28 protein-coding genes are annotated in these 25421 nt (G+C 40.9%); 8 read left to right on the forward strand and 20 right to left on the reverse strand.

Annotation, left to right across the window (positions count from 1 at the left end; translation table 11 throughout):
• Window positions 1–51 precede the first annotated feature (51 nt).
• From MHB67_RS18665 to MHB67_RS18680, 4 genes are all read left to right on the forward strand, one after another.
• The gene (locus MHB67_RS18665; RefSeq protein WP_342492709.1) at window positions 52–1017 is read left to right on the forward strand and encodes an iron-hydroxamate ABC transporter substrate-binding protein; all 966 of its coding nucleotides are present in this window, start codon (window positions 52–54) and stop codon (window positions 1015–1017) included.
• Window positions 1018–1111: 94 nt separating this feature from the next.
• Complete coding sequence (locus MHB67_RS18670) at window positions 1112–1846, forward strand: alpha/beta hydrolase-fold protein (RefSeq protein ID WP_247721720.1); 735 nt, start codon at window positions 1112–1114, stop codon at window positions 1844–1846.
• 72 nt (window positions 1847–1918) lie between these two features.
• Window positions 1919–2065 (forward strand): YycC family protein, encoded by a 147-nt coding sequence (locus tag MHB67_RS18675; RefSeq protein WP_064498621.1) that lies wholly within the window; start codon window positions 1919–1921, stop codon window positions 2063–2065.
• A gap of 22 nt (window positions 2066–2087) precedes the next feature.
• Window positions 2088–3302 carry an MFS transporter gene (locus MHB67_RS18680; RefSeq protein ID WP_044333124.1) on the forward strand — a complete coding sequence of 405 codons (1215 nt, stop codon included), beginning with the start codon at window positions 2088–2090 and terminating at the stop codon, window positions 3300–3302.
• A gap of 39 nt (window positions 3303–3341) precedes the next feature.
• Here MHB67_RS18680 and rplI read toward each other — a convergent pair whose 3' ends face one another.
• Genes rplI through MHB67_RS18695 form a run of 3 tightly spaced genes read right to left on the reverse strand, consistent with a single transcriptional unit; the run spans window position 3342 to window position 6736 of the window.
• A complete protein-coding gene (gene rplI, locus MHB67_RS18685; RefSeq protein WP_008359128.1) occupies window positions 3342–3791 on the reverse strand; it encodes a 50S ribosomal protein L9 in 450 nt (149 codons plus the stop codon).
• Window positions 3788–5767, reverse strand: coding sequence for a DHH family phosphoesterase (locus MHB67_RS18690; protein WP_048238316.1), 1980 nt, complete (start codon window positions 5765–5767; stop codon window positions 3788–3790). The genes rplI and MHB67_RS18690 overlap by 4 nt, the downstream gene beginning before the upstream one ends.
• 30 nt (window positions 5768–5797) lie before the next feature.
• Window positions 5798–6736, reverse strand: a complete 939-nt coding sequence (locus tag MHB67_RS18695) for a YybS family protein (RefSeq protein ID WP_142927729.1) — start codon at window positions 6734–6736, stop codon at window positions 5798–5800.
• A 303-nt stretch (window positions 6737–7039) separates the two neighbouring features.
• Between MHB67_RS18695 and MHB67_RS18700 the strand changes: the two genes are divergently transcribed.
• Window positions 7040–7966, forward strand: a complete 927-nt coding sequence (locus tag MHB67_RS18700; protein WP_024424048.1) for a manganese-dependent inorganic pyrophosphatase — start codon at window positions 7040–7042, stop codon at window positions 7964–7966.
• A gap of 55 nt (window positions 7967–8021) precedes the next feature.
• Here the strand turns inward: MHB67_RS18700 and MHB67_RS18705 are convergent, their stop codons facing one another.
• The 3 genes from MHB67_RS18705 to MHB67_RS18715 all read right to left on the reverse strand — a co-directional run bounded on the left by MHB67_RS18705 (window position 8022) and on the right by MHB67_RS18715 (window position 10178).
• On the reverse strand, window positions 8022–8876 hold the full coding sequence (locus MHB67_RS18705) for a DUF3298 and DUF4163 domain-containing protein (RefSeq protein WP_073208192.1): 855 nt from the start codon (window positions 8874–8876) through the stop codon (window positions 8022–8024).
• The gene (locus MHB67_RS18710) at window positions 8877–9371 is read right to left on the reverse strand and encodes an RNA polymerase sigma factor (RefSeq protein ID WP_073208195.1); all 495 of its coding nucleotides are present in this window, start codon (window positions 9369–9371) and stop codon (window positions 8877–8879) included.
• Between the two features lie 147 nt (window positions 9372–9518).
• Window positions 9519–10178 carry a hypothetical protein gene (locus tag MHB67_RS18715; RefSeq protein WP_073208199.1) on the reverse strand — a complete coding sequence of 220 codons (660 nt, stop codon included), beginning with the start codon at window positions 10176–10178 and terminating at the stop codon, window positions 9519–9521.
• Between the two features lie 105 nt (window positions 10179–10283).
• On the opposite strand from MHB67_RS18715, the gene katX reads away from it, so the two are divergent.
• Window positions 10284–11873 carry a catalase KatX gene (gene katX, locus MHB67_RS18720; RefSeq protein ID WP_064498946.1) on the forward strand — a complete coding sequence of 530 codons (1590 nt, stop codon included), beginning with the start codon at window positions 10284–10286 and terminating at the stop codon, window positions 11871–11873.
• 162 nt (window positions 11874–12035) lie between these two features.
• Here katX and MHB67_RS18725 read toward each other — a convergent pair whose 3' ends face one another.
• From MHB67_RS18725 to MHB67_RS18785, 13 genes are all read right to left on the reverse strand, one after another.
• Window positions 12036–12656, reverse strand: a complete 621-nt coding sequence (locus MHB67_RS18725) for a LysE family transporter (RefSeq protein WP_148960867.1) — start codon at window positions 12654–12656, stop codon at window positions 12036–12038.
• A gap of 22 nt (window positions 12657–12678) precedes the next feature.
• Window positions 12679–13065 carry an ACT domain-containing protein gene (locus tag MHB67_RS18730; RefSeq protein ID WP_212052991.1) on the reverse strand — a complete coding sequence of 129 codons (387 nt, stop codon included), beginning with the start codon at window positions 13063–13065 and terminating at the stop codon, window positions 12679–12681.
• Window positions 13066–13069: 4 nt separating this feature from the next.
• Window positions 13070–13945, reverse strand: a complete 876-nt coding sequence (locus tag MHB67_RS18735; RefSeq protein WP_197173060.1) for a 2OG-Fe dioxygenase family protein — start codon at window positions 13943–13945, stop codon at window positions 13070–13072.
• 386 nt (window positions 13946–14331) lie between these two features.
• A complete protein-coding gene (wrbA, locus tag MHB67_RS18740; protein ID WP_034283654.1) occupies window positions 14332–14946 on the reverse strand; it encodes an NAD(P)H:quinone oxidoreductase in 615 nt (204 codons plus the stop codon).
• 72 nt (window positions 14947–15018) lie between these two features.
• Window positions 15019–15627: an alpha/beta hydrolase gene (locus tag MHB67_RS18745; RefSeq protein ID WP_044333137.1), complete on the reverse strand. Its 609-nt coding sequence runs from the start codon at window positions 15625–15627 to the stop codon at window positions 15019–15021.
• Window positions 15624–16595 (reverse strand): ring-cleaving dioxygenase, encoded by a 972-nt coding sequence (locus MHB67_RS18750; protein ID WP_044333140.1) that lies wholly within the window; start codon window positions 16593–16595, stop codon window positions 15624–15626. The genes MHB67_RS18745 and MHB67_RS18750 overlap by 4 nt, the downstream gene beginning before the upstream one ends.
• A gap of 191 nt (window positions 16596–16786) precedes the next feature.
• A complete protein-coding gene (opuFB, locus tag MHB67_RS18755; protein ID WP_257802261.1) occupies window positions 16787–18304 on the reverse strand; it encodes an osmoprotectant update ABC transporter permease/substrate-binding subunit OpuFB in 1518 nt (505 codons plus the stop codon).
• Window positions 18297–19262, reverse strand: coding sequence for an ABC transporter ATP-binding protein (locus MHB67_RS18760; RefSeq protein ID WP_342492710.1), 966 nt, complete (start codon window positions 19260–19262; stop codon window positions 18297–18299). The genes opuFB and MHB67_RS18760 overlap by 8 nt, the downstream gene beginning before the upstream one ends.
• A gap of 203 nt (window positions 19263–19465) precedes the next feature.
• Window positions 19466–19705 (reverse strand): 30S ribosomal protein S18, encoded by a 240-nt coding sequence (gene rpsR, locus MHB67_RS18765; RefSeq protein WP_008359105.1) that lies wholly within the window; start codon window positions 19703–19705, stop codon window positions 19466–19468.
• 40 nt (window positions 19706–19745) lie between these two features.
• Entirely contained in the window at window positions 19746–20288 is a 543-nt protein-coding gene (gene ssbA / locus MHB67_RS18770) for a single-stranded DNA-binding protein SsbA (RefSeq protein ID WP_007497456.1), read from the reverse strand.
• A 36-nt stretch (window positions 20289–20324) separates the two neighbouring features.
• Entirely contained in the window at window positions 20325–20612 is a 288-nt protein-coding gene (rpsF, locus tag MHB67_RS18775; protein WP_024424058.1) for a 30S ribosomal protein S6, read from the reverse strand.
• A gap of 108 nt (window positions 20613–20720) precedes the next feature.
• Complete coding sequence (gene ychF, locus MHB67_RS18780; protein ID WP_024424059.1) at window positions 20721–21821, reverse strand: redox-regulated ATPase YchF; 1101 nt, start codon at window positions 21819–21821, stop codon at window positions 20721–20723.
• A gap of 216 nt (window positions 21822–22037) precedes the next feature.
• Window positions 22038–22244, reverse strand: a complete 207-nt coding sequence (locus MHB67_RS18785) for a DUF951 domain-containing protein (protein WP_008347561.1) — start codon at window positions 22242–22244, stop codon at window positions 22038–22040.
• Window positions 22245–22539: 295 nt separating this feature from the next.
• On the opposite strand from MHB67_RS18785, the gene MHB67_RS18790 reads away from it, so the two are divergent.
• Both MHB67_RS18790 and MHB67_RS18795 read left to right on the forward strand, forming a co-directional pair.
• Window positions 22540–23859, forward strand: a complete 1320-nt coding sequence (locus tag MHB67_RS18790; protein ID WP_044333164.1) for a phage hydrolase — start codon at window positions 22540–22542, stop codon at window positions 23857–23859.
• 15 nt (window positions 23860–23874) lie between these two features.
• Window positions 23875–24285: a hypothetical protein gene (locus tag MHB67_RS18795; protein ID WP_133744940.1), complete on the forward strand. Its 411-nt coding sequence runs from the start codon at window positions 23875–23877 to the stop codon at window positions 24283–24285.
• A 25-nt stretch (window positions 24286–24310) separates the two neighbouring features.
• Here MHB67_RS18795 and MHB67_RS18800 read toward each other — a convergent pair whose 3' ends face one another.
• Window positions 24311–25366 carry a hypothetical protein gene (locus MHB67_RS18800; RefSeq protein ID WP_342492711.1) on the reverse strand — a complete coding sequence of 352 codons (1056 nt, stop codon included), beginning with the start codon at window positions 25364–25366 and terminating at the stop codon, window positions 24311–24313.
• Between the last annotated feature and the right edge of the window lie 55 nt (window positions 25367–25421).

Consider the following 25421-nt stretch of genomic DNA (forward strand, 5'->3'; position numbering starts at 1 on the left):
GCCTAATACAATCTTTAATTGAGAACAATTATCAGTTAAAGGAGAAAACAAATGAAAAAATGGTTCGCATTGCTTATCCTTTGTATCATGACGGTCACCGCAGCAGGCTGTGGTGCTGCAGAAAATAAACCTGCTTCAAACACAGCCAAAAGCAAGTCAGCTGAAGCAGCAGAAACGAATATCAACTACTTAGATCAAACGTACAAACTCAAAACACCAGTGAAACGAATTGTCATTGCTGGAAGCCTTGAATCAATGGAAGATGCAAAATTACTTGGTATCGAGCCTATTGGTGCTTCTACTGTAGGCGGCACATTCCCTGAATTATTTAAAGACATCACAGCGAAAACGGAAGGCATCGGTGAAAAAACAGAACCGAACCTAGAAAAAATCTTAAAACTAAAGCCAGATGTGATACTTGGATCAACAAAGTTCCCACCTACAACAATTAAAAAACTAGATAAAGTCCAAACGACGATCCCAGTATCCCATGTCTCTTCCGACTGGGAAAGCAACCTTTTATTACTCGGTGAATTGACTGGAAAAAGTGAAGAAGCCAAAAACATCATCTCTGATTATCAGAAAGATCTCAAACAAGCGAAAGAAACCCTGAAAGACAAAAGCAGCAACAAAACAGCTGTCATTTTGCGCATTAGACAGGGCGATCTGTACGTATATCCAGAAGACGTATACTTCAACTCTACCTTATATGGGGATTTAGGATTTAAAGTACCAAGTGATATCAAAAAAGCCAAAGCACAGGCATTGATTTCATTGGAGCGCCTAGGCGAACTCAATCCTGACTATATTTTTGTTCAGTTCTCTAAAGAAGAAAACTCATCGAATCCAAATGCATTGAAAGACTTAGAGAAAAATAAAATTTGGACAAGCCTAAAAGCTGTGAAAAATGGGCACATCAATGAAAATGTCGTTGATCCTATGCTTCAAGGAGGAACAGCACTAAGCAAGACAACCTTCCTTGACAAGGCTGTCAAATGGTTAGATCAAAACAACTAAAAAGATGCGTGATCAGATGGTTGACAAAGGGCTAAAATGTTTAGCCCTTTGTCTTCTTTTCAACGTAGTTGAAAACCGTTAGGAGAGGATACACATGAACGGAACGTTTCTATATGACGAGCTTAACGGGCGTCAGCTTGATATTTACCTTCCGCAAGACACCTCTATTGATGTCCCAGCTGTCTTTGTACAAGATGGCTCTTCTTTGTTTAGAACACACCTGCTAGAGATCGAAAGAATGATCGAAACCAAAACCATCTCGCCAATTATCATCGTCGGCATACACCCCTTCAATCGACTTGACGAATATACACCATGGAAGGCGTCATCACTGCGATCTGGGTTTCCTGACTTTAAAGGCGAGGCACAGACGTATGTGTCATTTTTAGCGAATGACTTGCTCCCATATATCAAAAGAGAATATCCAGTTCAAGAGACCTGTCATGAACATAGCCACGTAGGTGCTTCATTAGGCGGGCTGTTTGCTATTTATACTTTATTCATGCACCCTGATCTTTTTAAAAACATCGCATCGATCTCCGGGTCATTTTGGTATCAAGATTTTCTACCGTTTGCTAAACAACAAAGCATTCAGTGTGTGGATCACTTTATTTATTTGTCTGTAGGCAGTGAAGAAGGGAAAGGAAAAACATCTGCTCAACAGCACATGCCGTTATTCACCAAACAACTACATAACCTTTTATTACAGAAAGGGATGCAAGAAAGGCAGCTGCAATATCACATCGAACAAGGGGAGGGCCATCATCTGAAACAATTTCAAAAAAATTTCTTATCGGCCCTAAAGTGGTTTTATCAAAGAGAACGCTAATTTTTTATCAGCATGGCCCAAAGCCGATATGATATATTGGAACGTATAGATTGAAAGAGGAGGGATTTGCGCATGAGACCTTTACAAATCTCAGCCGATACCGCACAAAAGCTTGCTGCATCACTCAATGTACCGTTAGAACAAATTATGCATATGCCGCAGCATATCTTATTAGCTAAATTAGCGGAGCTTGAACAGAAGAAAGATCGTTCTTCTTAAAGAAATAAAGGAGTTTACATTCATGGAACAACAACTAGAAAAATCAACATTACAACCTCGCAGTACAGGACAAACCATCCTGCTGATTGCTGGGATTTTGCTCATTGCATTTAATCTTCGGCCTGCCATTACATCCGTTGGCCCTGTGATCGGCGCGATTCGCTCCGATTTACAGCTTTCAAATGGACTGGCGGGTTTTCTTACGACATTACCACTGCTTTCATTCGCATTACTTTCTCCAATTGCCCCTAAAATCGGAAAACGACTTGGCAATGAACGAACCCTCTGGCTTGGACTTGCTGTCCTTCTCTTTGGGATTGTGATTCGCTCGTTTGGCACCATCACCTTCTTAATGATTGGCACGGCGCTGGTCGGAGTTGGAATTGCGATTTGTAATGTGCTCTTACCGGGGCTTGTGAAGCATAAATTTCCTGCACATGCAGGTTTGATGACAAGTGTATATACGACTTCAATGTCCGTTTTCGCTGCACTTGCATCAGGTGTCAGTGTTCCGCTCAGTCATACGATGCCTGGCGGCTGGAATACATCATTCCTTGTATGGGCTGGACTTGCCCTTCTCGCCATGATGGTTTGGGCGCCGCAGCTTCTTCATCAGAATACAGCGGCCGTCAAAAGTATTTCTCTTACAGAGCAGCCAATATGGCGTTCACGTGTTGCATGGCAGGTGACCTTTTTTATGGGTTTGCAGTCATTCCTTTTCTATAGCAGCATCGCTTGGTTTCCTGATATCTTAACATCACATGGAATGAACCTGTCGACAGCTGGCTGGATGCTGTCCATTATGCAGTTTGTTGGGCTGCCATCCACCTTCTTAACGCCCGTTTTTGCAGAAAAATTAAAAACACAAAGACCGCTTGTCGCCGGCCTTGTCCTTGTGTATTTACTTGGCATGATTGGACTTCTTCTCGGAGGATCAACGCCTATTCTTGTCATCTCTGTTCTATTGATCGGCATTGGACAAGGGGCCAGTATCAGTCTTGCCCTCACATTCATTGGATTACGTACAACCAATATGGAACAAGCAGCTGCCCTTTCTGGAATGGCGCAGTCTCTCGGTTATTTATTAGCTGCTGTTGGGCCGTTCATGATTGGAATCCTTTTTGATTCCACACAGACATGGACACCCGCGATTATCATCTTTATTGTCATCCTATTTTTCATGTTTTTATCCGGTATGCGTGCCGGACGCAATGTCTATATTTCAGATCCTTCATAAAAAAGAACCCGCCTCCTCGTGAGACGGGTTCTTTTCTGCTTATGCCTGCTCTGTCACATGTACCTTTAACGTTGCTTGTACCTCTGGATGAAGCTTTACCGGTACATTTGTATAACCTAACGCACGGATGGCGTCATTCAGCTCGATTTTGCGCTTATCGAGTTTAATTTGATGATCTTTTTGCAATTTATCAGCGATTTGTTTGCTTGTAATTGAGCCAAACAAACGGCCGCCTTCACCTGATTTTGCAGTGAGTTCCACTGTTAACGCCTCAAGTGTTTCTTTTAATTGTTTTGCTTGTTCAAGCTCTTGGATGGCATTCTTTTTCTCTTTGTTTTTCTGCCCTTCCAATGCGCTTAGGTTCGTTGGAGTTGCTTCAACAGCTAACCCTTGTTTGATGAGAAAGTTGTGAGCGTATCCGTCAGCTACATTTTTGACTTCGCCTTTTTTCCCTTTGCCTTTTACGTCTTTTAGAAAGATGACTTTCATCTTTGAACCCCTCCTTCGAAATATTCGTCTATGGCAGCCTTTAACTTCCCTACCGCTTCTTCAATGGTTATACCATAAATCTGGGTAGCAGCGTTAGTCAAATGACCGCCGCCGTCTAATGCTTCCATAATAATTTGAACGTTGATATCCCCTAATGATCTGGCACTAATACATACTGTGTCGTCATCTCGTCTAGCGACAGCAAATGACGCTTCTACCTCACTCATTGACAACAGGGAATCAGCCGTCTGGGCAATCGTAATTTGATCATAATACTCCGACCTGTCAGATGGCAACGAAGCAATGGCCACCTGATTTTGATACAGCTCTGTATGCTGAATGAGTTTTGCTCGTTTGATGTAATGATCGACTGTTTCTTTTAAGAACTTTTGCACAAGGACAGGATCTGCTCCCTTTGCACGAAGATAGGATGCTGCATCGAACGTTCTTGACCCCGTTCTCAGAGAGAAACTCTTCGTATCAACAATGATCCCAGCCAGAAGCGCAGTCGCCTCAATCATGTTAATCCGTAATTTCTTCGGCTGATACTCTAAGAGCTCTGTTACAAGCTCTGCTGTAGATGAAGCATACGGCTCCATATAAACAAGTAAAGGATCACGGATAAATTCCTCGCCACGTCTATGATGGTCAATGACCACGACATTTTCAATCTTATTCAGCAGTCGTTCCTCCATGACGAGAGACGGTTTATGTGTATCCACGACCACAAGCAATGTATCATCCTTTGCAAGCTCCATTGCTTCCTCTGGTGTGATAAAACGTGACCAAAGCTCTTCATAATTCTTAATTTCACTAATTAAGCGTTGAACACTGTCGCCAATCTGGTTGGCATCAATGACAATATAACCTTCTTTTCCATTGGCCTGGGCAACCTTTAAAATCCCAATGGATGCACCGATTGAGTCCATGTCTGGGAACTTATGCCCCATGATCATGACATTACCGCTTTCAGATACAATTTCTTTTAAAGCATGAGAAATGACCCGTGCGCGTACGCGTGTCCGTTTCTCCATTGGATTTGTTTTTCCACCGTAGAATTTCACTTTTCCATTCGGCTGTTTAATGGCGACCTGATCCCCGCCTCGTCCGAGGGCAAGGTCAAGACTCGACTGCGCAAGTGCTCCAAGCTCTTTCAAAGAAGGAACGGAGGCACCGATCCCGATACTCAGAGTGAGCGTCGCACTATGTGCCCCTGTTTTCTCACGGACCTCGTCTAAAATGGAAAACTTCGACGCTTCAAGCTCAGCTAAAATGCTCTCATTTAGAACCGCCATAAATCGTTCAGACGAAATTCTCTTCAGAAAAATACCGTATTCTTGTGCCCAATTGTTGAGCAGAGACGTCACTTCACTATTAATAGCGCTGCGCACTTGATCATCAAGTCCCTGCGTGACATCGTCGTAGTTGTCTAAAAAGATATAAGATAACACCGTTCGTTCATTTTCGTACTGTCGTTCAATCTGTACCTGCTCCGTGACATCAAAGAAATATAAAAGGCGCTCTGACCGTTTAATAATGACTTTGAATTTCCGGTCATTCAGCGTCACATTTTCGGTCTCGACCTCTTGTTTAATAAGAGGCACAATGGACTCGAATGTATCGTACAAGGATCTGCCGACAAGTGTGCTTTCATGAAAGCATGAAGCGAGAAACGGATTGGTCCATTCGATATAATACTGGTCATTAAACAGCATAATACCAATAGGCATCTCCATTAATGCTTCTTCTCCAACCTTTTTGACTCGATAGGATAATGTTGAAATATATGAATCAATCTCTTTCTGCACTTGCGTATCTGCCCACTTTAAGAAGTAGAGCACACCTGCAAGGACGAAAAGACCAACTGCTCCTATGATCCAATTAAAATAAAGGTTGAGGAGGACTGTGATCACCGCAAGAACAATTAACGCGAAGATCGGATACTTGATGACAGGTTTTCTATAGAAGCTTGGCACTGATATCAACTCCTCAACATTCAGAGTGAATTATTTGTTTTTTACTTTTTCTCTTAAATCAAAGCCTATGTCAGCAATCCCTATAATTCGCACAATCACACCGATCGGCGGAAAGAAAACCGTTAACACGACAGCGAAAATGGGTACCGCTTTTGAGATGTTTTTTTCGTGGCAATAATAGAAGAGAAAAGAAAATCCCTGAATAAGCACCAGTATAAATAAAATTTGAAACGCACTCGTTTGAACGAGCCATAAAAAGCTGCCTTTTTCCGTCTGAATCAGCATCAAAAGCAATGTGAGTAAATAATACCATACCATGCTTTTTGGCAGCCGCATATCCTTAAATTTCTTCAAGGACGGCATGTCTTTGACAAACCGTTTGATCAGAGGCTGCACGAACCAGTGATTCACGAAAGCCATCAGGGTGACCAAAATCAATAACGCTACAGGTAAAGCACTTAATGCCGTATCCTGCATATCTTTAAACTGTTTGAGCTGTTTGGCTATGTCCTTTTCAGAAGCCCCGGATTGCTTTAAAACACTCTCTACCATCGGCATCATTTGCTCAATTGACTCTTTCGCGATACTCATGATATCGATCTGAAAAAGCTGAACACTGACAACAAAGGAGATGAGAAAACTGAACAAATAGATCAGCGCACCTGTAATGATGGCATTCCCGGGCTGCCTTCTGCTGTAGAAAACACCCATGCCTAAACCGACAGCAATCAGAATAGGTGCACTCATGAGTCCAGTTATAGACCCAATTAAAAAGCTGATCACTATGCCAATAGCGCCAGCAGCAATTCCCTTTTTCAAGCCGTGTCTGATTGTATAGAGAATGATTGGAATCGGAGCAGCTAGAAAGAAAATAATGGATAATAGCGGCACATACAAATAAAACAGCGTCATGACCGCGAAAATACTGATCATGATTGCGCCCTCTACTAACGCTTTTGTTTGTTTCACACCTTCACCTCTATCCAATCCTTTTGTCTATATCTTGCTCAATGTGTACTTCTATGTATACGTATGATGTCAGCTCCATCATGTCTTGCCCCAACCTTTATTTTACCATAGCGGTAAATCTCAAGTAAAATGCAGGCTGTCCTGGGAGCGTTTCACGTGGAACACCGATATGGAATGGCATATGCAAGTTTTCAAACAGCATGTTACAATTTTTTAGATTATTCTTAGCTATAAACCCTGAATTCAAGGTCAAAAGCTGTTAGAATAGAAACATCATCAATAAATGTAAGAAGGAGAATTCACATGGGAAAAACACTCGTATTCGGACACAAAAATCCTGACACAGACACGATTTGCTCTGCTATTGCTTACGCTGATCTGAAAAACAAAATCGGCGTTCAGGCAGAAGCCGTCAGACTTGGAGAAATTAATGGAGAAACACAATACGCATTAGATTTCTTTAAACAAGAAGCACCTCGTTTCATTGAAACGGCTGCAAACGAAACAAAGCAAGTCATTCTTGTCGATCATAACGAATTCCAGCAAAGTGTAAGCGATATTGATCAAGTACAAGTAACTGAGGTCATTGACCACCACCGTATTGCCAACTTTGAAACAAGTGAACCTCTTTACTATCGTGCAGAGCCTGTAGGCTGTACAGCAACGATCTTAAACAAAATGTATAAAGAAAACCAAGTGACGATTGAAAAAGAAATCGCTGGTTTGCTTTTATCTGCGATCATTTCTGATTCCTTACTATTCAAATCCCCAACATGCACACAGCAAGATATTGATGCTGCACATGAGCTTGCAAAAATCGCAGGGGTAGATCCAGAAGTTTACGGCCTAGACATGCTGAAAGCAGGCGCTGATCTAAGCCAAAAAACGGTTCAAGAATTAATTACACTTGATGCAAAAGAATTCGCACTAGGCAAAAGTAAAGTGGAAATTGCACAAGTCAATACAGTAGATATCGCTGAAGTGACAGCAAGACAGGCTGACATTGAAGCAAAAATTAATGAAGTCATTGCAGCAAAAGGTCTTGATCTATTTGTTTTAGTCATCACAGACATTTTAGAAAATGACTCCCTTGCTCTTGCACTAGGTGCAGAAGCAGCAAAAGTAGAAAAAGCATTTAACGTCACGCTTGAAAACAACACAGCTTTACTAAAAGGTGTTGTATCAAGAAAGAAACAAGTCGTACCTGCACTGACAGACGCACTTTCTTAATAAAACACGACAAGACTGCTGAATCATTCAGCAGTCTTTTTTGTCTATATTCTTTTTAATGAATATACATATCACTAACGAGAACATCCTTTAGCACACTTGTTGGGATCGTAAATTCAACAACACCCATGTAACCAGGAGCCACATCATATTCATTAAAGGAAATCACAAGCTTTCCTTTTGAATTGATATAGAAGTTTTGATCCGGCTTAATTTTCTTAAATGGATCTGTTTCTTCCTTGCCAATCCAGTATATTTTGTCTGAATCCTCTTTCATCTGTTTCTTCATTTGTTCTTTAATATTTTCACTAATCACATCAATATAACGATCATCTTTAAACAGGCTTGGTAATGTAATGAGTACATGGTTTTTCTTATCAACCGTATCATACGTCATTTCCTCTGCCGCAGAAGCCTGAGTCGTCACCTTGTATCGGCCTAGTGAAAGGATTTGATCATTGTTCGTTCTCACTTCATAACCGCTCTCAACACTTAAATGACCATTTTTATAACCCTTTGTTTCCTTTTCAAAATCTTGATACAGCTTTTTGTTTTCAGCTAAATATTTTTGATTCAGGCTGTCTTGTAATGTTCCGTCCCCAAGTCCTGAAACGTGTGGTGTTTTGAGATCAATATTCGTTCCTTGATCGCTCTTTTTAAATTCTGTAAACGTTACGACTTTCACCAGCTCGCCAATGACAGGCACCTCTGAAATCGCTCTTGCTGCCTGTGGACTGACATTAACCGTTGTAACAAAAAGAGCTGCCGCCGCAACAAGCCCTATGGTCCATTGCTGAAAATGAGGTTTTTTATTTTTTCTTTTTAACGTTCGTTCAACCATCGCATCATATTCCGGTGGAATAGGAATTTCTAAATATTCATCTTTTAAATGTTCCAAATACTTATCCATTTATATTTCCTCCTGTGATAATTCTACTTTTAAAAGCCGCAGCGCCTTATATAATCTTGTTTTAATGGTGTTTTCATTTTCATCGAGAATCTGGGCGATGTCCTCTAGTTTTAAATCTTCAAAGAATCTCAAAATAATGACGACTCGATACATCTCAGGCAAATCCTCTATAGCCCGTTTGACGTCTTGATCCTCGTATACATCTGATTCACCCTGAGATAAGAATTCAAGCGTATCATCATCTGTCACCTGCACCCGCTTCTTCTTTCGTAAAAAGTCTAGGGCAGCGTTCACCACGATTTTATAAAACCAGCTATGCATCTTGCTCGCATCCTCTAATCGGTGAACAGATTTGAGTGCTTTATGAATGGCCTCCTGAACAACATCCATAGCATCTTCTGGGTTTTTGACATAACTATAGGACAACCGATAAAAACTGTGTTTATGTTCCATGACGTAATCCGCAAATTGATCGTCTATTTTTCGTTTCTTCATTTTACAAAGAGCTCCTTTATCTTAAATGCGCATCTGTTATTTCTTACATTGGATAGACGCGCACCTTTTGAAAATAGTTTGCGCTCGATTATTTTTTAACATGTCTCGCATTTACGTTCCTATACAAAAAGAGCGAACCTAATGGGTTCACTCCTTCCAAGCGGATAGTGTTTGATGGACAAACTGTTTTAGTGGAGAAAGCGGATGAATGATAGAAACGCCTGTCTCCCGCTCCACCTGCTTTGCCGCATGAACCATCGAAAGCTGCATCACGCAAATGTCTCTCCCTTTTTGCTTCATACATCTTCTCAGCTGCTCCTTGATTTGTTCATCATAAGCTTGCATATCACCGTTTAGGCAGAGATGAAAGACATCCTCCATCACAACCATTTCTACTTCAACCTGTTTGCCCCTCTCTGTGGCATATGATTCAAGCCGCTGCATCGTCCCTTCCACTGTATCTGGGTTGGAAAACACCAGTTGAAGAGGCCTTTGTTTCTCACAAATCAGCTCAAATAACGGTTCATCGATCGGAACAATCGGTTGTTTAAAAAGGTGCTGCTGATCACCCAAAGCGGCAATGTATTGTGTACACGTGAGCAGAATGAGATCGGCTTCACTTTCTTGTTTTAATCTGTTGATAGCATACATTTGCTGCTTGTGTTGAACAAATGCAGGATCTTGTGTCGCGCGTTCTATAAATGATGAATCGACCGTGTGATGCAAATCAACATCTGTATCACCAAAAGCATCTTCTATATATGACTGATTGGATGGATGGGCGTGAAGGCAGTGTAATCGAATCATCAGGCTCGCTCCTCGTGAAAGTTTTCAATCATTATATCAATCCTTGTATGAAATAGGGAGCAACATGACCATATTGTTAGAGAGATATTGAAGGAGGGATTCGAATTGAAAGAAGATCAACAGCCTAAACCATCTTCAGAGTCAGAAGAAACCTTAACAAATCGGCAAGGTCATCCCGTAACAGACAATCAAAATATGAGAACTGTTGGGAATAGAGGACCCACTACGCTTGAAAACTACGATTTCCTAGAGAAAATCAGTCATTTTGATCGTGAACGCATCCCTGAACGTGTTGTTCATGCACGCGGTGCTGGAGCTCACGGGTATTTTGAAGCCTACGGCACATTCGGGGATGAACCCATCTCCACCTATACGAGAGCAAAATTGTTTCAGGAAAAAGGGAAAAAGACGCCTGTTTTTGTTCGTTTTTCTTCTGTGATTCACGGCGGTCATTCGCCAGAAACATTACGCGATCCGAGAGGGTTTGCGATTAAATTTTATACAGAGGAAGGCAACTGGGATCTCGTAGGGAACAACCTGAAAATTTTCTTTATTCGAGATGCTTTAAAGTTTCCTGATTTGGTTCATGCCTTTAAGCCTGATCCTGTCACCAATCGTCAGGACGGCGAGCGTATTTTTGATTTTGTCTCACAATCACCTGAGGCGACGCATATGGTGACATTTCTCTTTTCACCATGGGGCATCCCAGCTACATACCGGCACATGCAAGGCTCAGGTGTCCATGCGTACAAATGGGTCAACCATGAAGGAAAAGCGGTGCTGGTTAAATATCATTTTGAACCGAAACAAGGCATTCGCAACCTGACCCAAGAACAGGCGCAAGCGATCCAGGGAGAAAATTTTAACCATGCCACACAGGATTTATATGAAGCGATTGAGCAAGGAGATTATCCTGAATGGGAGGTATATGCACAGATCATGGAAGATGATGCCCACCCTCACCTCGACTTTGACCCGCTAGACCCGACAAAGCTTTGGTACAAGGATGACTATCCATGGAAACCAATCGGACGGATGGTATTAAACAAAAATCCAGAAAACTATTTCGCAGAAGTCGAGCAGGTTGCCTTTGGGACTGGTGTACTCGTAGACGGTTTAGATTTCTCAGATGATAAATTGCTTCAAGGCCGTACCTTCTCCTACTCTGACACGCAGCGATATCGTGTAGGGCCAAACTATTTACAGCTGCCGATCAATGCACCGAAAAAGCATGTCGCCACCAATCAGAGAGACGGTCAAATGGAATACCATGTCGATCAAGGCAAAGGCCAAAATCCCCATGTGAATTATGAGCCATCGATCCTCGGAGGATTAAAAGAAGCCAAACAGGATGGAAAGGATCATACGCCTTTTGTAGAAGGTGAAGTCAAACGAGAAGCCATTGACCGCCCAAACAATTTTGGACAAGCGGGAGAAACGTATCGCCGTTTTAATGATTGGGAGCGTGAGGAACTGATTAAGAACTTAGTCAATACTCTTGCGACATGTCAAAAGGACATTCAAGACCAAATGATTGAAAACTTTACAAAAGCAGACCCTGATTACGGAAAGCGTGTCGCTGACGGCTTAAAAGCCTTTAAACAAGAGCAGCCAAGCGGACCTATCGGCTCTACAGGTGCTGCTCAAGCCGTGGACGAAGCCATCAACAACAGCACACCATCAGATCCTTATTAATGAAAAAAAGAATGCATATTAAACTCATTAAGACCAATTGTTAATCACACAAATTCATCTAATTTAACTGTTTGAAGCATTGTTAATGTTGTACAACGTTCCTCAAGACGTCTGACTTAGTATAAATAAATGCACAGTTTCATTTGAAACTGTGCATTTTAGTTACATACTTATAAAAGCAAACTGGATGAGTTGATAGGAAAGCCAAATCATTAAACATCCAATACCAAAATCTAATATCCTCCAAGCTAATGGCTTTTTAAATATAGGGATGAGCCATCTAGAACCATATCCGATTCCAAAAAACCATATAAATGAAGCGATTAAAGCCCCAAATAAAAATTGAATTTTTTCATCCCATGTTAGTGTGCCAGCAACACCGCCTACGATAACGATCGTGTCTAAGTATACATGAGGATTAAGAAGTGTAATAGCCAATGTTAATAAGATAGTTTTGTGAATAGGAAATATTTCAGTATCTTGGTTAATATCCATGGCATTAGACATAAGCAAAGCACTTCGAAATGATTTTAATCCATAGATCCCTAGGAATAGTCCACCCGCAAGTGCTAGAGTGACGGTAGCAATAGTACTGCTACTAATTATAGATCCCACTCCTAAAACGCCGATAAATATTAAAAATAAATCACAAAGAAAACAAGTTAACGAAACCCAAAAAATATTGTTTTTCAGCAACCCTTGTTTAAGAACAAAGGCGTTTTGAGCACCAATAGCTATTATAAGACTACCAGAGATTAATGCTCCTCTTAATAATTCATTCATACATTCAACCCGCTCTTCTTCACTAATTAAATTGATACCCTGCAATCTTAAGTGTATATAATGCCTTATCTAAATCTTCTTCCTTAACAAAAATGTAATCAGTATCAAAAGTCGAAACAGCTAAAATACTAATTTCGGATTCTGATAAGGGGGTAATAATAGAATGCAAAACTCCGGTTTGGGAAAAGTCGAGTGTTGCATCAATTTTTAGTACTCTCCATCCATGTGAAACTTCTAAGAAATATTCATCTTCTATTTGATTTTGTTTGTAAATATAAGTTGTTACATGTGCTTCTTTCATAATACAAAAAACTTGATTAAGGTTAACAAACAAAGATTCATTTGAAACTTTAGATACAGCATATGTATCTTCAAGTAACTTTAAATTAGGATTGGAATTTTTATTCACAGTATCACTCCATAATCAAAACATCGAAGCCAATAGTTGATCTATATCCTGAATGTTTTGGATCCACTAAAGAAATGGGGGTAACCTCATGCCATAAATCGGTTCCTTTATCTGGCTGAAAAATACCTTGACCAGATTGTAATGTAATATTAAGTAAAGGTGTTGTTGCATCTGCACCATAAATAATACTTTCTCCACCACTAATATTATTTCTTTCTACTACCAATGCAGATACTATATAATCCATTCCGTCTTGATGAATTCCTTCTGGAGAGTTAGAACTTACTTGATCTGGAATACAGAGAACTAAGGTATGATGAATTGCTATACTTAGTTTTTTCACTGCCGTATTATGTTTTTTAACCTTATTACCTACTTGAATAATAATCTTCTTCAAATCTTCATCAAACAAAAACTCAGGTAATTCCTTGAATTTCCGAGGAATTAAACGGTAATCTAAATCATTAGTAGAAATAGTTGCTTCTGATTGTTGAAATGAACTACAAGGAACTCTTTTAATAACCCAACTTTCTCCATCCCAATTTAATTCACACTCAGAAATAAGACGCTTTCTCGAAGGTTGAAGAGATGAGAAACTGAGAATGACCTCGTTCGGTATACTTGGAAAAATATTATGTAAATCATTATCTGCAATCTCATTTTTATAAATCTTTATCCAAATTTCATTTCCTATTTTCTTTAACTCATCTTGTGATAAATGTGCTTGTAAAATCTCAATTTTATTTTTCTGAACTAAATAATTATCATTCTCATAATCCTTATAAGCTTTTCTTAACTTATTTTTCATTTTTTCTACGTCAATATCAAAATCAATAACATTCACAATACTAATTGGCGTGTCTAATTCCTTTATTAACATAACTATCTCCCCTAAATTATTTTTATTAGTAGTAATTTATAGTATAATAATACACAAAAATGAATTTTTAATCAATAAATAATTGAAATTTATATATATTATTACATTTAAGGTAAAATTATCACGCATAAATATATTTTACAAATATTAGAATAGACACACTTCTTTAAATGGATATATTTTTTTATATTTCACTTTTAAGGATAATTAGAATTTTTTAATGAAATGCTATACTGATAAAAACAAGTTTTTTATAATTAGTCTCTACTTATTACATGTTGCTGCTCAAGCCGTGGACGAAGCCATCAACAACAGCACACCATCAGATCCTTATTAATGAAAAAAAGAATGCAGCGGCGAGGCTGCATTCTTTTTGTATACATCTATTAAGCGTTTTGACCTTTTTTGATCCATTCTGCCACATTGACTGTACGTTTTGCCTGATGTTTCACAGCTGCTTCTGCATCCTCTTGGATTTTTCCATTTTGGTCAACAGTGACACTTACGCCATAAGGGTTGCCCCCTGCACCGTATAAGGAATCATCTGTGTATCCAGGAGCGGCAATAATGGCTCCCCAGTGGAACATCGTCGTATATAGGCTGAGAACCGTCTGCTCCTGTCCGCCATTTGCGTTTTGAGCTGAAGTCATCGCGCTGACTGCTTTGTTTGCCAATTTACCTTGGAACCACAAGCCGCCTGTTGTATCTAAGAACTGCTTCATTTGAGCTGGCAGGTTACCGAAACGTGTCGGCATGCTAAAGATGATGGCATCTGCCCACTCTAAATCACTTAATTGAACCTCTGGCACATCCTTTGTTTCGTCTAAATGTGCTTTCCATGCTGGATTTGAAGCGACAACTGCTTCTGGTGCCAATTCAGCAACCTTTAATACTTTGACCTCTGCGCCAGCTTCTTTTGCTCCAGCTTCAGCCCATTTCGCCATCTGATAGTTTGTACCTGTTGAACTATAATAAATAATCGCTAATTTTACGTTTTCCATTTGTTCCAGCTCCTTTTGTTTGTTTTGCCCAAAAAGCTTCTGTAAAAATCCCACCTGTATTCCCCACCTTATTTAAAATTGACGACGATACCATAAAGCCGCAGCATCGACTTCTTCTCTCGTTAGCTGATGTCCGCGATTTTCCCAATGAAGTGTAACCGATGCGCCTGCACCCTGCAGCAATTGCTCCAGCTCCTGTGATTCCTCTGGACGGCACATTGGGTCATTTTCACCAGCTGCTATAAAGACTTGCTTCCCCGCTAATGAAGGCAACGAAACCCCGCGTCTTGGAACCATTGGATGATGCAGGATAGCTCCTTTTAAAGCATCCCCATAATGGAATAACAAGCTTCCAGCAATGTTTGCCCCATTGGAATATCCGATAGCCACCACATTGTGACGATCAAACCCATATTCATCAGCTGCTTCGCCGATAAATGTATATAGTTCCTCTGTACGCTCAATCAAATCCTGCTCATCAAATACACCCTCTGCCAAACGTCTGAAAAAACGCGGCATGCCGTTTTCTAATACATTCCCTCTCACACTAAGAACAGATGCATCAGGATCTACTATCTGTGCAAGCGGCAATAAATCTTCTTCCGTCCCGCCAGTTCCATGCAGTAATAACAGCACAGGTTTTTGTTCATTCTTTCCTTTTCGAAAAAGATGCTTCATCATGAATCTCCTTTCCCTTTAACTTCTCTCACTTCAATTGGCAGTACAATTTGTTCAATCTGACTGCGCTGCGTCTCATATTGCGGTGGCAGTTTCAATGCTTCACCCATTGTTTCCACTGATTCATCGTGTGCAAACCCTGGAGGATCAGTAGCAATCTCAAATAATATGCCGCCAAGCTCTCTAAAATAAATAGCATTAAAATAATTTCGATCTTGCACAGGTGTCACTTGATACCCGCTTTGTGCAATATGGCTTTGCCAATCTAATTGGTCCTGATCATCTGTTGCTCTCCATGCAATATGGTGCACAACTCCAACACCCATACGTCCTCGTGGAACAGGTGTGATGTTCACATCAATGACATTGCCTATTTCACCAAACGAACGGAATCTCACATAGTCTCCTTCTTCTCCGACTCGTTCAAGTCCCATCGTTTGCTCTAGCAGCTGCATCGTTTGCTCCGGCTGTGATGTTAATAAAACAGCTCCGCCAAATCCTTTAATGGCTACATCTGGTGTGACACCATTAAATGTCCACTCGTTTTGCTTTCCTTCCGCACGTTCTACTAGCTCAATCAATAAGCCATGTGGATCTTCAAATGAGAGAAAAGCTTCGCCAAAGCGTTCAACCGTTTCATAAGAAACATTAAACTGCTCAAGACGATCCTTCCAGAAAGAGAAAGCGCCTGTCGGTACAACATATGTCGTCACGCCCACTTGCCCTGCACCAATTTGACCTTTTTGTGCCCCCGGCCAAGGGAAAAACGTAATAATGGTCCCTGGAGAGCCGCCTTCATTTCCAAAATATAAATGGTATGTGCCCGGATCATCAAAATTTACGGTCTTCTTCACGAGACGAAGTCCTAAAACACCTGCATAAAAATCAACGTTCTCCTGAGGATGACCGACAATAGCTGTAATATGGTGAATTCCTTCTGTTTTTTTCACTTCTAATGACCTCCTAATCATGAAGTAATAAGCCTCTATTCATTATGTCTTTACTGACGTCTTTATATTATCTCGAATTCGAGATATTAGATCAAAAAAATATATTTATCTCGAATTAAGGATATTATGTTTTTAAGTAAATGTCAATGATTTTTGTTTTTCTTTTAAAAAAGCAGAGCTGTTTTGCATGAAACAGCCCTGCTTTCCCTTGATTATTTCAACAATTTTTTCTTTTTTAAATAGGCCTTCGCTACCTGAAATGCATCCTTCCCCTTCACATTGACTTCATAATTCATTTCTCTCATCTCATCGTCTGTGATTTGACCCGCAAGCTTATTGAGAGAGGTCTCAATCTCAGGGAATTCAGTTAATGTCTCCTGCCTGAGCAGCGGTGCTCCTTGATATGGCGGGAAAACATGCTGATCATCATGAAGCACCTTTAATTTGTATTGTCTCAATTCACTGTCTGTCGAATACGCATCGACTAAATTGATATCTCCTTTTTGAATCGCACGATACCGTAGCTTCGGCTCCATCGTCACAACATCGTCAAAGGAAAATTGATAGGCTTTTTGAATGCCTCGATACCCATCCTGACGATCAGAAAACTCTAAGGTGAATCCAGCTTTTATGCGGTTTTTGATCTTACCTAGATCTGAAATGTTGGACACTTCATATTGATCAGCCAGTGACTGCGGCACGGCTAAAGCATATGTATTGTTGTATGCCATGGGCTCAAGAAGGCGAAGCTGAAAGGACGATTCCAATCCACGCCGCGCTTGCTCATACACTTTTCTTTTATCTGTGCTTTTTGCTGTTTCTTTGAGGAATTCAGAAATTGCTGTACCAGTAAACTCAGGATAAATATCGATATCACCAGAGCGTAAGGCCTGGAAAACAAAGGATGTCTTACCAAGACCGGGCTTCAGGTTCACTTGAATATCTGTATCCTGTTCAATTAAAAGCTTATACATCGAGATCAAAATCTCAGGCTCTGATCCTAACTTCCCGCCAATGGTGATTTCCTTCTTTCCTTGCTGAAACAGCACGGGGGCAGCGACAACTGCTCCTGCAATCAGAGTAAAAACAGTCACAGAGATCACAGTCTTTTTAAAGGAAATTTTCTCAAAGGTACGCAGCACCACATCAAATAATAGAGCGAGTAAGGCAGCTGGTATCGCGCCAATGACAATGAGAGACATATCATTTCGATCAATTCCCAGCAAAATTAAGCTTCCTAATCCCCCCGCCCCGATCAGTGCTGCCAGGGTGGCAGTCCCCACAATGAGTACCATCCCGGTTCGGATACCTGCCATGATGACTGGCATGGCAAGAGGAAGCTCCACCTTTAATAACCGTTTGCGATGATTCATCCCCATAGCAAGCGCCGCTTCTCTCAGAGAAGGATCAACCTCCTGAATGCCTGTATATGTATTTCTTAAAATAGGGAGTAGGGCATAGACCACAAGCGCAATAATCGCAGGTACTTGCCCAATCCCCACAAGAGGAATCAACAAGCCAAGAAGTGCGAGCGACGGAATCGTTTGTAAGACGGCCGTCACCCCGATGACCCACTCCGCTAGCTTTGGAACCCTCGTTAAATAGATACCTAATGGAATAGCAATCAAAATCGCTAAAAATAAAGCAATAAAAGAAATTTGAATATGCTCAAGTAAGGCGTGTCCCAATTGTTCTTTGCGTTCCCATAACACACGGGTCCAATCATTCATGTGACTCGCCCCTCTCTTTAGGAGAATCAGCTAAATACTGAATCACTGCTTGACGATTCACTAGTCCAATCCGCTCTCCATTCTTTTCAACAGCCAATTCCTCGTGCTTTGCCAATTGAGACAAGACTTCATCCAGTGAGGCATGTGCTGAGACCGCCTCATAGGGTAAAAGAGCTTCGTGGGCTATCGGTTGTGCCAAGATTTCCAGCTCAAAAGCTTGATGTCCCACATGGCGGGCAGCCCCTGAAACAAACTCCTGTACAAAGGCATTGGCTGGATGTTGAACCAATTCCTCAGGACGTCCGATCTGCACTACTTTTCCTTCATTCATCACACAAATCCGATCACCCAGCTTCATAGCTTCCTGCATATCATGCGTCACAAAAACAATGGTTTTTTGTATACGGCGCTGCAAATCAAGTAGATCATCCTGCAATTTCTCCCTCGTTAGTGGATCTAACGCACTAAAAGGTTCATCCATCAGGACAATCTCAGGATCAGCTGCAAGTGCACGTGCCACACCGACACGCTGCTGCTGTCCACCAGAGAGCTCTGCTGGCTTTCGATGCCGATACATAGCAGGATCAAGCCCGACCATCAACATGAGTTCATCGACACGCTGATTGGTCTCATTCCGGCTCCATTGTTTAAGCTCTGGCACCACAGCAATATTTTCTTCTATGGTCATATGAGGAAAAAGCGCAATTTGCTGCAAAACATAACCGATATCCCAGCGCAGCTCATACATATCATAATCACTTATTTTTTGACCCTTTATGTAAATCTCACCTTCTGTAGAAGAAATGAGACGATTGATCATTTTCAATGTCGTCGTTTTCCCGCTGCCACTAGGTCCAATCAATACAAAAAACTCACCTTTCTGAATCTCCAAATCAACGGATTGAACGGCATAGCGCTCATCGGAAAATTGCATCGATACCTTTTTAAATTCAATCATCTTCCCACGCCCTGACTGCAATTATTTTCTAGACTATCAATATGACAGATCAACCTCATATTTGTATAGAATAAACTGTCACTTTTACATACTTCCCTTCGGTTGACTGTCAAAAACAACTCTAGCAAAAATAGATGAGATTCACAGTGAGGAAAATAAAAAAAGCGAAGAGCTCGGGGCTCTCCGCTTTTTAAGTCAACGACTTACTCACCAGTAACGTATGGAAGTAATGCCATTTGACGTGATCTTTTGATCGCTAAAGTCAATTTACGTTGATACTTAGCGCTAGTTCCTGTTACACGACGAGGTAAAATTTTACCACGCTCAGAAACAAACTTTCTAAGAAGATCAACATCTTTGTAATCGATGTGCGTGATACCGTTAGAAGTAAAGAAACATACTTTACGACGTTTCGCACGACCGCCTCTGCGTCCACCTGCCATTTGTTTTCACACCTTTCCTTTAGTCATTTTTTCAGATCAATTAGAATGGCAAATCATCATCGGAGATGTCAATCGGTTTACCATCGTTCGCAAATGGGTCATCATTAAAGCTATTTCCCTGATTACGATTTTGGTTGTTTTGATTGCCATATGGATTTTGACTTGGTTCATTTCCAAATGGATTCTGATCGTTTTGGCTACCGCCATAATACTGGCCTCCGCTATTGCCACCGCCGCTGTATCCACCTGAACCAGCACCGCCGCTCTTAGGCTCAAGAAATTGAACACTTTCAGCTTGAACCTCTGTCACGAAGACACGCTGTCCTTGCTGATTTTCATAGTTTCTTGTCTGCAAACGACCGTCTACACCGGCAAGACTTCCTTTTTTCAAGAAATTAGCCACGTTCTCGGCTTGTCTTCTCCAAGTAACACAGTTAATGAAATCGGCTTCACGCTCTCCAGATTGATTCGTAAACGTACGATTCACAGCTAGAGTAAACGTGGCTACAGCCGCACCATTAGGCGTGTAGCGAAGCTCAGGGTCTTTTGTTAGTCTTCCGACCAATACAACACGGTTTAGCATATTGAAAGACCACCTTTAAATATATATTTCAATGATTTATACTTCTTCTTTAACAACAATGTGGCGAATGATATCGTCACTGATCTTAGCTAAGCGGTCAAATTCTTGAACTGCTGCAGCGTCAGATTGAACGTTTACGATTTGGTAGAAACCGTCACGGAAATCGTTGATTTCGTATGCAAGACGACGTTTACCCCAATCCTTTGTTCCAGTGATCTCCGCACCGTTAGAAGTTAACACGTTATTGAAACGCTCGATAACTGCTTTTTTAGCCTCATCGTCAACTGTTGGGCGGATGATGTACATAACTTCGTACTTTCTCATCTGATTGCACCTCCTTTTGGTCTAAGCGGCCCTAAACGGGCAAGGAGCAATAAATTATATTACTCACAATTGTATATTATAACAAATTACTTGGCCTATGACAAGAACCTATACATTAAAACGGAAATGAATGACGTCTCCATCTTTCACTACATATTCTTTACCTTCTAGACGAACTTTTCCTGCTTCTTTAGCAGCAGACATGCTTCCGCCAGCTAGTAAATCCTCATACGCAACCGTTTCAGCACGAATAAATCCACGCTCGAAGTCTGTGTGAATGATTCCAGCACATTCTGGCGCTTTCATTCCTTTTTTAAATGTCCAAGCACGTACCTCTTGCTCACCTGCTGTGAAATACGTAGCTAATCCTAGAAGAGAGTAAGATGCTCTAATTAGCTGATCAAGCCCTGACTCATTAATACCAAGCTCTTCAAGGAACATTTGCTTCTCTTCTCCTTCAAGCTCTGCAATTTCAGACTCGATCTTCGCACAAACGACGATAACTTCAGCGTTTTCACCAGAAGCAAACTCACGGATTTGCTGTACATATTCGTTGCCCTCATGATCCGCTACTTCATCCTCACTCACATTTGCTACATAAAGAACTGGTTTAGATGTGAGTAAATGAAGCTGTTTCACAAGCTTTTGCTGCTCATCAGTAAATTCTACAGATCTTGCCGATTTCCCAGCTTCAAATGCGTTCATTAGCTTCGACAAAATCTCAAATTCAGCTACTGCTTCCTTGTCCTTTTGTTTTGCAAGCTTACTCACACGAGCTAAACGCTTTTCAACTGTTTCTAAATCAGCCAAAATCAATTCGAGATTAATCGTTTCAATATCTGCCACAGGATCAACCTTACCAGCTACGTGTGTAATGTTATCATCTGCAAAAGCTCTAACCACGTGACAAATCGCATCTACTTGTCGAATATGAGAAAGGAATTTATTCCCTAAACCTTCACCTTTAGATGCACCTTTGACAATACCCGCAATATCAGTGAATTCGAAAGCAGTGGGAACTGTCTTTTTCGGCTGCACCAATTCTGTTAGCTTTTGTAAACGCTCGTCAGGAACTTCTACAATTCCGACGTTTGGATCAATAGTACAAAACGGATAGTTAGCAGACTCCGCTCCAGCCTGTGTAATTGCATTAAATAGCGTTGACTTCCCGACGTTAGGTAAGCCAACAATACCAGCTGTTAAAGCCATTCTTTCATCTCCTCTATATCAAACGTGCTCGTTATACTGCGTAATATGAACCTAGAGCAATTATAAGTAGGTTTACATGAAAAGACAAGCTAACCATCATGCATTTTCAATAGAAGAAACATCGTCAAAAAGAATAAATCAATGCTTCAAAACGAGAAGATGCACCTGGCTTTGCTATAGAAAAGACAAATTTAATAAAAAAAGCATGAGGCCTACTTAAGCAGTTGGCTCCTCATGCTTGACGAGAATTTTCTTCATTTTTCGTTCAAAATCTCTTCTTGGGATCATCACGCTGTGTCCGCAGCCTTCACATTTAATACGGATATCCATGCCCAAACGAATGACCTTCCACCGATTGGCACCACATGGATGGGGCTTTTTCATTTCTACAACATCATGTAACCCAAACGCTTTGTCTGCCATCAGCCTTCACCTCTCCTTGCTCACTTCATTGAATCTATTGTACAAAAAAACGGCGATGAAGGGCAATGCACAAAACAAAGAGTCTCTTTCAATCGTTCATCCTATTCTTTTTTAGAGAAAAAACCCTCCTTTTAGATCATTTTATTTGTGACCAATAGTTACTTAAACTCCGTTTTTTTTCAATATTGTCACAAACACTGTAGGTCAAAAGGTTTTTATTGGTAGAACGCGGTGGTTTTTCCATATTTTTTGATTTATGATATCTGCATAAATGTTATGTGAGGGAGCAGGTACGATGGTCAATCGAAAGGATAGATTAACTGATAAAGAATATAAAATCATATCCGATCATGCTGGAAATATCGACAATTACCAGCAGCACCATACGATAGAAATAGGTCAGCAAACACTCACTGTCCACGATTTTCTAAAGATCGACCAAAAATTATATGGTTTAACGATGCAGCCGGAACAATCAGATGAATTCATCGTCGCTTTTCACTGTCCGCTGCCACATCAAATGAGGGTGACATCTAAGCAAGATGTACACAATGCGGCACAGTCATTGCTCAAAACAGACTATGCCTATCCAATTGAAAGAAAGTCCCTTGACGGCAATCAAGACCATGTCTTTTTTAAAGGGAAGGAATACATAGAGAAAGTCTGTCAGAAGCATCCGAATGCAGGTATCCATCTCACTGGACAAGCACTTGCCGGTGCTGTTTGTGCTTATGTTGCAACAGAACAGCCAGCTGTCAAAAAAGCCGTTACCTTTGACAGCCCAAATATATGGAGTATCCTGTCGCCTTCGATTCAGCAAAAGGCGCAGCAAGGTCAATATAAACGCATGTTGACTGAATATATTCAGCCTAGTCATTACGTCGGTTTACTCAATCGTCATGATCAAGGAGTTGGGCAAGTCAAGTACACCGTACCGCCACGGCAGCAAGACTCAGTCCAAGAATCCGTTAAATACAAAAAAAGGGAAATTGACACCTTTTTAAAATCAGCTTTTGCATCTATGAATATAGAATGGAACGAATCCTTTGATACAAATGCTTTTTTAGCTCTCGTTTCAGGTGAATTCAAAGCAAATGGATATTCATTCCATCCGAATGGATCTGCCCGTATTTTAGATGAACAGCTTGATCATAATACAAGTTTTACAGCCATGCTGCTGCAAGAAATTCATTCTGGACGTGCATATGCACAAAGCGGACTTGAAATTATCATAAAATCCCATTTACTAAAAAATTCATCCTATGATCTGCAAAGCATTATTGAACATGAAGTGCACACTGTATTTGAAAAAATCGATGGAATGGATGAAAGTGTAAAAGACGCCGTCCATCATGTAAAACAAGAGCTTAAAGGACTCGTAGGCTTTGGCCACTATGATTTATTAAGTCATAGTGATGTGGAAGCACTGGTAGACGAAGTGAGGATGGAACAGTCGCATTCCTCCTTTTATTCACACGAAAAACAGCTGAATGCCTTGTACACCCTGAGGGATTACGAACAAGAGCTTTCTGCTCTTTCAAGACATATGTACACAATGGGTGATGACTACGCCAAGGCAGATAGACGCCTTGCAATGCAAATGGGTATTCATTAAGAAAGGAGTCATCGCATGATCAATCAAAATAAGCCTCCTAGTGACGCCCAGCGTTTCTTACAAAATGTGAGTGCCCGCCGCTCCATGTCTGTATTCGAAAATCAATCGGCACCACACACACAAACACAGTCTCCAGAAGAAATTGCCGCCATTCAGGCCATGCGCAGAGAAGGACAGCGAAAGGATCTAAAACGGCTGCTCAAAATGCGGCTGCACGACGAATTAGCAAATACTCGCGTGCACTTGGAGTATCAATTGGCTAAAACAGAAGACATAATAAACCAGACGACCATTGTCAAACAACACATTTCCCAGCATTTAAAGGGACAGGCCATTTCAGAATTAGAGGATCGCCTCCAGCGTCTCAAGCAAATGCCTGTCTATGATGATATCAAAGAAGCGATTGATTCAATTCAGATCAAATAAGCACAGCTCTAAAAAAGAGAGGTGCTTATTTTGTTTTATCAATATAATTTTTGGGACAAGAAAATATCTTTTTACTTAAAATCGGATACAGCATTAAACAGACGAGCAAATAAAGATTCAACAAACTATAAATTGGATACAAGAAAGCAATCAAATCAGCAAATCCAAGAGATGTTAAAGGTGCCATCAAAAGAAGCATCACCAATACAACCAGCCAGCGGGGCATTCGTACAAAAGAAAGCATCCGGCTTGATAATCCAAATAAACCTGCTGCCGTCGTCGTATAAATTGCTAGACAAAGGACAACGGTCATAAACACAAACAAAGAAGTCGGCGCCCCTTCTAATACTGTAAACAAAGGAATTCCTTCTGATGAAAGGCTTCCAGAAATATCAACCAGTATTTCGTTATACACATACGAGATGACACCAAAAATAAGACCGCTTAATATACTCGCCACCTTGGCTTCCCCAAGCCCCTTCATTTCTTTCCCAACCGAAGACAGCACTGCCACGACAGATAATATATTCAAAGAAGCAAAGACAATGCTGGCAGGCCAATTGTACTGCTGCCCAAAATCAATCCGCCACATATGATCATGATTCATATAATAAAAAACAAACGCATAGATGAGCCCCGCCACCAAAATTGGTATAATGAAAGCATTCACAGATAAAAGCCCTTTCACATCCCAGAAAAAAATCATAAATGAAAACAAACAAAACGCGCCGATGCCAATCCAAAAAGGCACATGATACATCTCAAGAGTCACCCCGCCGCCGGCAATCATGACCGTCGTTGTCGTGAATAAATATAGGACAATTAACACGTCATACACCTTAGCCAGCCATGGACCGACAAGCCGTTCCAGCACTGGCACAAAGTGATCGGCACGCACCTCATAACTGATTTTTAACACCACATAGGTAGACAGCATAAACATCAATGTAAACAGTAGAATGGCTAGTCCGCTATCAATGCCAAAAAACTGCCAAATTTCCTGGCCGGAAGCATATCCTGCTCCTATTAAGCTTCCTAAAATTAAAAGCGTCCACCTTGAACCAGCCTTCCACACAATCATCACCTCATAGGTATAGAATTAAGCTTGTTTCCGTATACTGTTACTAACTACTATG

The organism is Bacillus sp. FSL H8-0516 (genome assembly GCF_038635285.1).
Taxonomy (GTDB): Bacteria; Bacillota; Bacilli; order Bacillales; family Bacillaceae; genus Bacillus; species Bacillus safensis.

Excerpts from the sequence above, each read along its gene's own strand:
- rpsR (WP_008359105.1), bottom strand. The coding sequence starts at position 19,705 with ATGGCAGGTGGACGCAGAGGCGGTCGTGCGAAACGTCGTAAAGTATGT.
- MHB67_RS18725 (WP_148960867.1), bottom strand. The coding sequence starts at position 12,656 with ATGAATGAATTATTAAGAGGAGCATTAATCTCTGGTAGTCTTATAATA.
- MHB67_RS18735 (WP_197173060.1), bottom strand. The coding sequence starts at position 13,945 with ATGTTAATAAAGGAATTAGACACGCCAATTAGTATTGTGAATGTTATT.
- MHB67_RS18700 (WP_024424048.1), top strand. The coding sequence starts at position 7,040 with ATGGGAAAAACACTCGTATTCGGACACAAAAATCCTGACACAGACACG.
- MHB67_RS18705 (WP_073208192.1), bottom strand. The coding sequence starts at position 8,876 with ATGGATAAGTATTTGGAACATTTAAAAGATGAATATTTAGAAATTCCT.
- ssbA (WP_007497456.1), bottom strand. The coding sequence starts at position 20,288 with ATGCTAAACCGTGTTGTATTGGTCGGAAGACTAACAAAAGACCCTGAG.
- MHB67_RS18745 (WP_044333137.1), bottom strand. The coding sequence starts at position 15,627 with ATGATGAAGCATCTTTTTCGAAAAGGAAAGAATGAACAAAAACCTGTG.
- MHB67_RS18785 (WP_008347561.1), bottom strand. The coding sequence starts at position 22,244 with ATGGCAGACAAAGCGTTTGGGTTACATGATGTTGTAGAAATGAAAAAG.
- MHB67_RS18760 (WP_342492710.1), bottom strand. The coding sequence starts at position 19,262 with ATGATTGAATTTAAAAAGGTATCGATGCAATTTTCCGATGAGCGCTAT.
- rplI (WP_008359128.1), bottom strand. The coding sequence starts at position 3,791 with ATGAAAGTCATCTTTCTAAAAGACGTAAAAGGCAAAGGGAAAAAAGGC.
- MHB67_RS18675 (WP_064498621.1), top strand. The coding sequence starts at position 1,919 with ATGAGACCTTTACAAATCTCAGCCGATACCGCACAAAAGCTTGCTGCA.
- MHB67_RS18800 (WP_342492711.1), bottom strand. The coding sequence starts at position 25,366 with ATGATTGTGTGGAAGGCTGGTTCAAGGTGGACGCTTTTAATTTTAGGA.
- rpsF (WP_024424058.1), bottom strand. The coding sequence starts at position 20,612 with ATGAGAAAGTACGAAGTTATGTACATCATCCGCCCAACAGTTGACGAT.
- MHB67_RS18680 (WP_044333124.1), top strand. The coding sequence starts at position 2,088 with ATGGAACAACAACTAGAAAAATCAACATTACAACCTCGCAGTACAGGA.
- MHB67_RS18710 (WP_073208195.1), bottom strand. The coding sequence starts at position 9,371 with ATGAAGAAACGAAAAATAGACGATCAATTTGCGGATTACGTCATGGAA.
- MHB67_RS18750 (WP_044333140.1), bottom strand. The coding sequence starts at position 16,595 with ATGATTAGGAGGTCATTAGAAGTGAAAAAAACAGAAGGAATTCACCAT.
- wrbA (WP_034283654.1), bottom strand. The coding sequence starts at position 14,946 with ATGGAAAACGTAAAATTAGCGATTATTTATTATAGTTCAACAGGTACA.
- MHB67_RS18665 (WP_342492709.1), top strand. The coding sequence starts at position 52 with ATGAAAAAATGGTTCGCATTGCTTATCCTTTGTATCATGACGGTCACC.
- opuFB (WP_257802261.1), bottom strand. The coding sequence starts at position 18,304 with ATGAATGATTGGACCCGTGTGTTATGGGAACGCAAAGAACAATTGGGA.
- MHB67_RS18795 (WP_133744940.1), top strand. The coding sequence starts at position 23,875 with ATGATCAATCAAAATAAGCCTCCTAGTGACGCCCAGCGTTTCTTACAA.
- MHB67_RS18670 (WP_247721720.1), top strand. The coding sequence starts at position 1,112 with ATGAACGGAACGTTTCTATATGACGAGCTTAACGGGCGTCAGCTTGAT.
- MHB67_RS18715 (WP_073208199.1), bottom strand. The coding sequence starts at position 10,178 with ATGATTCGATTACACTGCCTTCACGCCCATCCATCCAATCAGTCATAT.
- MHB67_RS18790 (WP_044333164.1), top strand. The coding sequence starts at position 22,540 with ATGGTCAATCGAAAGGATAGATTAACTGATAAAGAATATAAAATCATA.
- ychF (WP_024424059.1), bottom strand. The coding sequence starts at position 21,821 with ATGGCTTTAACAGCTGGTATTGTTGGCTTACCTAACGTCGGGAAGTCA.